The sequence below is a fragment of the Acidisoma sibiricum genome (genome assembly GCF_057837225.1).
Window position 1 is genome coordinate 1,356,559 of the sequence record NZ_CM174445.1, and the last position, 9,375, is coordinate 1,365,933.

A 9,375-nucleotide genomic window follows, 5' to 3' on the forward strand; every position below is an offset into this window, starting at 1 on the left:
TTACGGCACGAGAACGGCCGCCCCTTCAAAGCGGCCGGCACGAAGATCGGCCAGGGCTTCGTTCGCCTTGATAAGCGGGTATGGCGTCGTCTTCATGACGATGCCGATTTTCGGCACCAGGCTGAGAAAATCGAGCCCATCCTGGCGCGTGAGATTGGCGACGGAGACGAGTTGGCGCTCTTCCCACAGCAGGCTGTAGGGGAAGGACGGGATATCGCTCATATGGATGCCGGCGCAAACGACGCGGCCGCCCTTGCGGACCGCTTTAAGCGCCATCGGTACCAGCTCGCCTGCCGTGGCAAAGATGATCGCCGCATCCAGGGGTTCGGGCGGCATTTCATCTGAACCACCGGCCCAGCAGGCACCGAGGCTGCGCGCAAAGGCCTGGTTTGAGACGTCTCCGGGTCGGGTGAAAGCGTAGACGGCGCGATTTTGCCAGGCCGCGACCTGCGCCAGAATATGTGCGGCGGCACCGAACCCGTAGAGGCCGACTTTGCGGCCGTCCCCCGCGATGACCAGCGACCGCCAGCCGATCAGCCCGGCGCAGAGCAGAGGGGCGACCTCCACATCTGTTCCGGTTTCTCCCAGTGGAAAGGCAAAACGCGCGTCTGCGACGGTTGCAGTTGCAAATCCACCATCGCGCGTATAGCCCGTGAAAAGCGGGTGATCGCACAAATTTTCATGCTGGGTGCTGCAGTAGGGGCAGACCCCGCAGGTATGGCCAAGCCAGGGGATACCAACCCTTTGGCCGAGATGCAGCCCTTCTACATCACTGCCGATCGCGTCAATCCGCCCAACGATCTCATGGCCCGGGATGATCGGGACCTGCGGGTGAGGCAACTCGCCGTCGACGACATGCAGATCCGTCCGGCATACGCCGCAGGCGGCGACCTTCACCCGGATCTCCCCAGGTCCCGGCGTTCTGTCCGGCAGTTCGGTCCATTCGAGCGGTGCGTGCAGAGCATTCAGAACCATGGCGTGCATTGTGACGTCTACCCTGCCACGACTGGAATTGACCTGGCGCCGGGTTGCACGAGCAGGTCGGCGCTACTCGAGGCGGCGGTGAGCGCAGTGCGGGCCAGTTCTGGCAGAGACCTCGAATTGGTGCGCTTCATGATGGATGCCCGATGGTTCTCGACGGTCCGCCGGCTGATGCCGAGGTCGGCTGCGATATTCTTGCTGGGATGGCCGGCCAGAATGAGATCCATAATCTGCCTCTGCCGTCCGGTGAGCCCAGCCACCCGATCGGCGGCGATCTGCCGCCACGCCATCTGCTTGCTTGAGTCGCGCGCTTGCTCCAGTGCCCGGTGGATGCTCGCGAGAAGTTCGTGGTCACTGACGGGCTTCTCAATGAAGTCGGACGCCCCGGCCTTCATGGCTTCGACGACCATATGCACGTCGCTGGTGCCCGTGATCATGATGGCAGGCAGGCGACTATCTTCGGCATTCAACTTCTGCAGCAGCTCAAGCCCCTGCATCCCCGGCAAATAAGCGTCTACCAGAAGACAGGCGGCGCGGTCACTGTGGCGATAGGCTTCCACGAAGCTTTCGCAGCTCTCATAGATCTCGACGACGAAGCCTTCCATTTCCAGGATGCGCAGCATCATGTCCCGTATATTGCGGTCATCATCGATCACATAAATCGTAGCTGGCGCTGTGGCATCGGCCGTGCCGTGAGGCTTCGACTTGTTCCAGTGCAACTCCGCCTGCCGCGCCGGAAGAAGGCGCTGAATGGTCTCGGTCAGTTCCTCGGGCTTGGCGGGCTTGCTGATCTGGACGCAGTCTTGCGCGGCCACATCCTGCAGTGTCTTGGTTGAAATATCACCGGTCAGTATGATGACCGGTACATGCCGCTGCAACCTTGCGCGAATGCGGGCGCATGCCTGAAGGCCATCGATGCCACTCGGCAGATTGTAGTCAGAGAGAATCAGGGCGGGGCGCACGGCGCCGCGCGCGACAAGATCGAGTGCCGTGACACCGTCTGGTGCAGTCACAACATGATGGCCTTCAGCGGACAGCAGCAGATCAAGAAGTTCTTTGAGTTCGGCGTCATCCTCAATGATGAGAATAGTCCCGGTGCGGCGCCCTTCTGCGACGGTATTTTCCGCGGCCGTTTGATCCAGGATTGGATCAGCCGTTGGACTTGTCGCCTCCATCTCGCGTGCAACCTCAATGGCAAATACCGAACCACGGCCGAGGTTGGACTTAACCGTGATACGGTGATCCAATAATTCGCCCAGTCTTTGGACGATCGGCAGGCCGAGTCCAAGGCCCAGGCTTCTGTCATGCGAGGGATTATCGATCTGATGGTATTCATTGAAGATTGATTTCAGTTCGCCGTCAGGTATTCCGATCCCGGTGTCCCAAACCTCAATGCTGACCGTTGCCGGATGGCGACGGCAGCCAAGGAGAATTTTTCCTGAACGCGTATATTTCAACGCATTTGCCAGAAGATTTCTGATCATCTGCTCAAGCAGGTGCGCGTCGGAGTGGAGTAAAAGGCTGCATGGCGCGACGACCAGTACTAGTCCCTGCGCTTCTGCGTGATAGGCGAATTCATCGCGCATACGGTCCAAGATCATCGCGATGGGAAATGTGCTCGGTTTGGCTTTGATGGTGCCAGCGTCGATCTGATTGATGTCCAAAAGCGTATTCAGCATGCCCGACATGGCGGTGAGGGTCGGGCCGAGCATGCCGACCAGCTTGTGCGCCCTGTCGCTCAGCACTTTTCTGGCCAGCAGCCCCTGGATGAGAGAGAGCGTCTGCAATGGCTGGCGGAGATCGTGGCTTGCGGCCGCGAGGAAGCGCGATTTGGCCATGTTGGCGGTTTCGGCACGGAGCCTTGCATCCTCGAGGGCTTTGGCAGCCGCCTTGCGGTCGGTGATATCGGTGAAGGTGATGACGACACCGCCCACATCGTTATCATGTGTGCGATACGGCGACACCCGGCGGAGGTACCAGGCGCCGGATTTCGCCTCAATTTCGCGTTGGATGGGTGTCAGTGCCTCGAGTGTCGATCGCGCATCGGTGAGAAGGTCCGTATCGGAGGAGAGAGCGTTGAGATCCGCGAGGGGGCGGCCGACGTCACTCGCAATGATGCTGAACAGCGATCGGGTTGCCGGGGTGAAGAACCGGATATTGAGATGGGGATCAAGAAAGAGGGTCGCGACATCCGTGCTGTAGAGGATATTTTTGAGATCGTTGGATGTTGTGCGTTGACTCTCTAACGTCTCCTGCAACTGGCCATTGAGCGCCGTCAGTTCTTCGTTGAGAGACTGCAATTCCTCCTTGGAGGTCAGCAGTTCCTCGTTGGTCGATTGATATTCTTCGTTGACCGAGAGCGCCTCTTCATTGATGGCGTTCTGTTCTTCATTGGATATCTCAAGACTATGGATGGCGCCACGCAGCTCGGCGCGCGTCGCTTCAAGCTCCTGCTCGAGTTCCGCCACCCGCGGCGCGTCCTGCGGCGTCAGAGGACGTCCGAGTTTCTTATCGTATGTCTGGTCGTCGAGGAAGCAAATGAGCAGTAGCGGCTCCCCGTCACTCTCGACCGGCTCGATGGCGATGTTGAACGAAGGCCCGTCTGCCCCGCGGTCAAGCCGTCCGCCCGATACCAGAATGCGAGCGCGACGGTCTTTGGCACTGTGGATGGCGGAGCGGAGCTTGGTCCGCATACTGGGACGTGCCATCGCCAGCAGATCATGCGTCGGGTGGCCGGTGGGCACGCTGAGATAGCGGTCGGTGGGCCCGAGCGAATAGATGCATTCGTTCTTGGCGTTGATCAGCAGCGCTGCCGGCGCGTAGCTATCCATCACATGTTTGCGGCATAGCTCGGCCAAGGCTGCCTGCCGCGACAGACCTGGATTTTGGCGCGGCCGGACAGCAAGCCGAACGCCATCGGCATTGCTGACCGCGAAGCCGATTTCACCCGCCCGCGTGTGACCGATGCGGCGGTACAGGCGCGCCGGCTTGGAGATGACCTCGAATCGATCGCCAAGACTTCCGGCAGTTTCGGATGACCCAAGGAGAAGAATGCCACCTGGCCGCAGAGCAAAATGGAAGAGAGACAGGACGCGCATCTGCGCTTCCAGATCCAGATAGATCAGCAGATTGCGGCAGGATACCAGATCGAGCCGTGAAAAGGGCGGATCGGCCATGAGGTCCTGCACGGTAAAGACGACCATGGCACGGAGTTCGGGCAGTATCCGGTAGCCATTATCTTCCTTGGTAAAGAACCGGCCCAGACGCTCAGCGGAGACGTCGGCTTCGATCGTCGCCGGATAGAGGCCGTCGCGCGCGCTGGCGATTGCCTCAGAATCCACGTCGGAGGCGAAGACCTGGAGCTTGAGGGCACTTTTCGCCGCAATGATTTCCTCCCGGAAGAGGATGGCGAGAGAGTATGGTTCCTCGCCTGTGCTGCAGCCGGCGACCCAGATGCGGAGCGCACGGTCCAAGGGATGCTGGCGCACCATGTCCGGGATGAGTGTCTTGGCAAGAAGCTCAAATACCTTCGGGTCCCGGAAGAAGCCGGTCACGTTGATCAGGAGATCCTGTGCCAGCAGATCGGCTTCCGGGGCGTCGGTCGCCAGCATCGCATGATAACGCGGCATATCATCCAGTTCGATTCCGGCGAGGGTCATGCGCCGATGTATCCGACGCTGCAGGGTGCCCTGCTTGTAGTGCGTGAAATCATGCGCTGTCTTGAGGCGCAGAAGATGGATGATCTCCATCAGGCCCGCGCCTGTCTTACGCGATGCGCGGCCTGACGGCGCCAGTATTTTTTGCTGATGCCGATGCGCAAGGGCAGCGGGAATCTCGCGCACGCGAAGGACCTGGTCGACCAGCCCGGTCATGATGGCGCTTCGTGGCATGCCATCATAGCCGGCCTCATCGGGATCTTGCGCGATGACCAGGCCCCCATGCCTTTTGACTGCGGCCAGACCAAGGCTGCCATCGGCGCCCGACCCGGACAGGATGACGCAGCAGGCGTGGTCGCCATAGGCTGCTGCCAGCGAGTTCAGCAGGAAGTCGAAGGGCAAGCGGGCGCCATGATGGGCGGTCGGCCGGGAGAGGTGAAGCGTGCCTGCGGTGACGGAGAGATAGAAGCCTGGCGGGATGACGTATAAATGCTCGACTTCAATCTTCATGCCTTCGGCAGCTTGCCGCACCGTGAGCGCGGTGTGGTTGCCAAGCAATTCCACCATCATGCTTTCATGGGATGGGTCCAGATGCTGCACCAGGACGAAAGCGAGGCCCGTCTCGGCCGGTAGCGCTTTGACGAAATCCCGGCAGGCTTCCAGACCGCCCGCAGAGGCGCCGATGCCCACGACGGTAAGGTCGGCAGGGTCTCTCGTGCGGCGACGCGAAGAGCTTTCTGGCATGATGCGATGGCCTCGGTAGGGCCGCCATATTGGAGGCGTGAATGCAATCCTAGCACAGGTTCGCAAAGGGTGCGCACTGCTCGTCTCAACGATCTGAAGCCAAAAGCCGCATGGCCTTGCAGTGATCTCCGTCAACAGTCCGCGTGCTCTTGGAAAGTTTGAGTATTTTCCGAACCTGTCCGTAAACTAGGAGGACATTTATTGTCCGAGCTTCAGGCGGTTGATACAGCGATCCGCTGCCGTCAGTGTCTAAGCAGCCTAGGTTTGTTGCCGTTTTATCATGAAGGGTCTTCGCCATGCTTGTCGTCATTGCGGCTTTCAAGGGCTACGTCATCGAGGCTACCGATGGGCGGATGGGGACTGTCTCGGAATTTCTCTTCGATGATAGAACGTGGAAAATTCGCTGGCTGGTGGTCGATACCGGAAATTGGCTCATGGGCCGCAAAGTGCTGGTGCATCCATCAGCAATCAGCAAGGTGGATTATGAGCACCGCGAGCTGAACGTGGCGCTGACGACGGCGCAGGTGGAAGCCAGTCCCGATATCCGCAGTGATCAGCCGGTATCGCGTCAGGCTGAGTTGACCGTTTACGACTACTATGGTTGGAGCCCGCTTTGGGGTGGTGATGACTATTTCCTGGGCGGTCAGGGCATTGGTGCCGGCGGAATTGGCGTGCCTGTATCAGCACCGCCGCTCTTTGGCGCAGGGTCGCACCCGACGGATGACGTATCCCTGGCCGGCGATGCGGCAGATCCCCATCTGCGCAGCACGGCGGAGGTCACCGGATATCATGTGCATGCGACCGACGGCGCAATCGGCCATGTCGAGAATCTGCTGATGGAAGACGCCAGTTGGAGCATTCGCTACGTGATTGTCGATACCAGAAACTGGTGGGCCGGCAAGCATGTGCTGATCTCACCCTATGCCGTGACGGCCATCAGTTGGGAAGCGCATGACATCCACCTCAATGTCAGCCGCGACAAGGTCAATACCAGCCCGGCGTGGGACCCGCTTGCGATGATCGACCAGGTGTATGAGAAGAAATTGCATCATCACTATAACTGGCCGGGCTACAGCTTCTACTGACCTCTCCCTGCGTACCGCGTGAGCCTTTACCAGTCTCGTCTTGCATGGCCAAAGCGATAGAGGATGACGTGTGTCCCGATAGAGAGATCACGCATCCTGCGATGCCTGCCATTTGACCTAAATTTTGGACCCTCCAGGGAGGCATTATGACGCTTCATCTCAATCTCAATTCCGACATCGCGACCGGGAGCGGGCAGGCAGCCAGCGTGGAGACGGGTCACATTGACGCGAGCCCTGCGCGCGACGCGCGATACGAGCAAAGAAAAGCGTCAAGAGCCCTGTTGGATACGGGACGGCGATCATCCTTTGCCTTTGGGCCCATGCTAGAGCGCCCGATTTTTGGTCAGACGATTCTCACGGTTACGGATCGTCTCGGAGACTGAGCAACGCGAAGCAGGCCGGAGCCGCCAAAGCAGGCGACCGGACAATCCAGCCTGTGTGTCTGAGCGCCGTGATGTCACCGCTCATCTCATGTTCAGGGCCCAATCGTAGCTTCCTTGCGGCGGATACGGTTCAGTGAGACGCGAGAGTATACGGTGCCGCGACGGGCCGGTAGGGTCGGAAACTACGCATGCCGCGGCCCAGAATGGCTCAGGATGGGCATCGATTTGCCATTTTGGCCGCATTAGCGCACATCATTAGCTGTGCTTTAGCCCCTACGAGCCCAGCAAGGGGGCGACAGAGCGATCAGGTCAGCGCTGTCTAGGTATATTCCGATCCTGCCGGATATGGAGCCCGCGGCGCATGCTCTGGGCTTGTGGTCGTCTCCGCGCGCGCGTCAGCCCTCGTTATGTCCACCGGGCCGAAATGCCCCGAGACGCGCCAATGAAGTAAGGGACCAACCGCATGGACCATCCCGCGCCGGCGTGTCACATGCCAGAGCCAACGCTCGGCCATGAGGCGCCCAGCCCCTGGCTGAGACTGGCTAGGCTGTGGTGGCAAGCGGCTAGGGGCTGCCAGTGATGGATGCGCTTAACGGCATCTGTGACAAGCGCTTCGCGGCTGAATGGCTGCAGCAGCAGGCGTTGTTCCGCGGTGCTTATTGCAATCGTACTGCCCAGACGGGCGACTATGGCGCCGTGATGGAGGGCGTCTGATCATGCAGCTTCAGGATCTTCGTGTTTATCTCGTGCGCCATGGCGAGACCGCTTGGTCGCTCTCCGGTCAACATACCGGGCGCACCGATCTCGCGCTCACGGAACGCGGCGAGGCCGAGGCCAAAGCCTTGAGACCATGGTTGCGCGGAATCGAATTCACGCATGTCATGTCAAGCCCGATGCGCCGGGCGCGGCGCACCGCAGAGTTGGCAGGACTAAGCCGTGCGGTTGAGATCAACGATGACCTGTCAGAATGGAACTATGGCGACTATGAGGGCTTGACATCCGCCCAGATCCACGAGGGCCGCCCAAACTGGTTGGTCTATCGGGACGGCACGCCGGGCGGAGAAAGTCCCGATGCCGTCTCTATCCGCGCCGATCGCCTCATCCAGCATCTTGGCACCCTCAAGGGCAGTGTCGCGGTTTTCACCCACGGCCAGTTTGGGACCGCACTCGCGATGCGGTGGATTGCGCTTCCCGTGATCACTGCCCAGCATTTCATGCTGGGCACAGCGTCCCTCAGCATTCTCGCCTATAGTGCAAGCCATCTGGATACCCGCGTGATCGCCTTGTGGAATGGCATTCCCTCAGTGCTCAGAGATAGCGGTTGAACAGGCACAAGCAGACGCGTGGCTATCACGGGCGTGACCGAAGCAGTGCTATCTCAAACAACAGGAGTTGACTGTGTCTTATGCTGATCACGCAGCCCTGCAAAACTCAGACCTTAATCCGTTTCTTTTCGCCAATGTTGGCACAGAGCTGAATGGCTCGACATTGACGATGCTCTCGGTGCTGGCCCGGCTCGGCCAGGACCCTTGGGTTGAAGCCGCGCGTTGGGCAAAGCTGCCTAAGTCGCTCGCGATTGATCGTGTGGTCACTGCGATCACCGATCTGCCGCTGTTTTCCCTGAGTGCAGCTGAAGCAAAGACGGTGGCGGCCCGTCTCGTGATGCTGCTGCCGGCGTCGCAGGGCTTGCCCGGACTGAAAACCGTGGCCTTGCCTAACAAGACCACCTTCCGCAGCATGGGTACGTCGCTCGGGGTGGCGGGAATGCCGCGATGGCTGCCGATGGCCTTGCTGGCTTTGGTCATGCTCCTCGGCCTTGCATACAATCTTAGACATACGCCAAGCGCGGCCACAACATCCTCCGCGATCACGCAATCCAAGGCGCCCGCATCTCAAGCGCAGTGAGCGGAAGATGAGCTTGGCGGCGACATGAAGACTTGTCGCATAAGACTATCGACGATCTTAAGTAGTTTCCGAATCTACCATAAAAGGATGTCGTGCTTTAGGAAAAGTCTTGTTGGAACTGTGATGCATGCTGTGCGCGTTCTTTGCGCCTTGCATCGCCCGTTCTGTCTCTCTAAGCATGTCTTTTACAGGAGATCATATGACTGACAGTCAAGATCGCCCAAAAGCGGAAAGCCTTCCCTACGATTGCGGTGCGGAAGGCATGGAGAAGAAAGACCAAGTCCCGTTTGAAGAAGCGACGGAAGATCCGCTGCAAGCCAGGAACCTGGAGTCAGGCGAGCGTCTCCGTCCGCATCATCCGGCAGGGCGCAGGCCGCTTTTCCGAAATTGAGTTGGCAGGCCGAGGCACATGCGCTTGCGTTGCGGTGCGTTGCGGGCGCCACTCAAATTGAGACAGCGCGCAGAGACGCGTCAAATATATCTGCCGCTGCCGGCATGAGTAGCTGTGGCGTCATGGCCACGGTAAGGACGCAGCCCTAATAGCGAGGTTCAATTGACAGCTCTCTTTCTTCGGAGCCTCGGGTGGCGCCGTGCGCCCTCATTTTGGGATACGACCACTCC

Annotated in this window: 7 protein-coding genes; 5 read left to right on the forward strand and 2 right to left on the reverse strand. The window is 59.6% G+C overall.

Going from position 1 to position 9,375, the window contains the following annotated elements; all coding sequences use genetic code 11:
• Both AC3G7M_RS06650 and AC3G7M_RS06655 read right to left on the reverse strand, forming a co-directional pair.
• Window positions 1–984 (reverse strand): zinc-dependent alcohol dehydrogenase family protein, encoded by a 984-nt coding sequence (locus AC3G7M_RS06650; protein WP_489214978.1) that lies wholly within the window; start codon window positions 982–984, stop codon window positions 1–3.
• An 8-nt stretch (window positions 985–992) separates the two neighbouring features.
• Entirely contained in the window at window positions 993–5,381 is a 4,389-nt protein-coding gene (locus AC3G7M_RS06655) for a chemotaxis protein CheB (RefSeq protein ID WP_489214980.1), read from the reverse strand.
• A 296-nt stretch (window positions 5,382–5,677) separates the two neighbouring features.
• Between AC3G7M_RS06655 and AC3G7M_RS06660 the strand changes: the two genes are divergently transcribed.
• The 5 genes from AC3G7M_RS06660 (at window position 5,678) to AC3G7M_RS06680 (ending at window position 9,145) form a co-directional block, all read left to right on the forward strand.
• Window positions 5,678–6,466 (forward strand): PRC-barrel domain-containing protein, encoded by a 789-nt coding sequence (locus tag AC3G7M_RS06660; protein WP_489214982.1) that lies wholly within the window; start codon window positions 5,678–5,680, stop codon window positions 6,464–6,466.
• A 962-nt stretch (window positions 6,467–7,428) separates the two neighbouring features.
• On the forward strand, window positions 7,429–7,563 hold the full coding sequence (locus AC3G7M_RS06665) for a hypothetical protein (protein ID WP_489214983.1): 135 nt from the start codon (window positions 7,429–7,431) through the stop codon (window positions 7,561–7,563).
• 2 nt (window positions 7,564–7,565) lie between these two features.
• Window positions 7,566–8,174 carry a histidine phosphatase family protein gene (locus tag AC3G7M_RS06670; protein ID WP_489214985.1) on the forward strand — a complete coding sequence of 203 codons (609 nt, stop codon included), beginning with the start codon at window positions 7,566–7,568 and terminating at the stop codon, window positions 8,172–8,174.
• Between the two features lie 73 nt (window positions 8,175–8,247).
• Entirely contained in the window at window positions 8,248–8,754 is a 507-nt protein-coding gene (locus tag AC3G7M_RS06675) for a hypothetical protein (protein ID WP_489214987.1), read from the forward strand.
• A 199-nt stretch (window positions 8,755–8,953) separates the two neighbouring features.
• Window positions 8,954–9,145 carry a hypothetical protein gene (locus AC3G7M_RS06680; protein ID WP_489214989.1) on the forward strand — a complete coding sequence of 64 codons (192 nt, stop codon included), beginning with the start codon at window positions 8,954–8,956 and terminating at the stop codon, window positions 9,143–9,145.
• The last annotated feature ends 230 nt before the right edge of the window (window positions 9,146–9,375 follow it).

Bases quoted from the DNA above. Each gene is read 5' to 3' on its own strand.
- AC3G7M_RS06670 (WP_489214985.1), top strand. From the start codon at position 7,566: ATGCAGCTTCAGGATCTTCGTGTTTATCTCGTGCGCCATGGCGAGACC.
- AC3G7M_RS06650 (WP_489214978.1), bottom strand. From the start codon at position 984: ATGCACGCCATGGTTCTGAATGCTCTGCACGCACCGCTCGAATGGACC.
- AC3G7M_RS06680 (WP_489214989.1), top strand. From the start codon at position 8,954: ATGACTGACAGTCAAGATCGCCCAAAAGCGGAAAGCCTTCCCTACGAT.
- AC3G7M_RS06655 (WP_489214980.1), bottom strand. From the start codon at position 5,381: ATGCCAGAAAGCTCTTCGCGTCGCCGCACGAGAGACCCTGCCGACCTT.
- AC3G7M_RS06660 (WP_489214982.1), top strand. From the start codon at position 5,678: ATGCTTGTCGTCATTGCGGCTTTCAAGGGCTACGTCATCGAGGCTACC.
- AC3G7M_RS06665 (WP_489214983.1), top strand. From the start codon at position 7,429: ATGGATGCGCTTAACGGCATCTGTGACAAGCGCTTCGCGGCTGAATGG.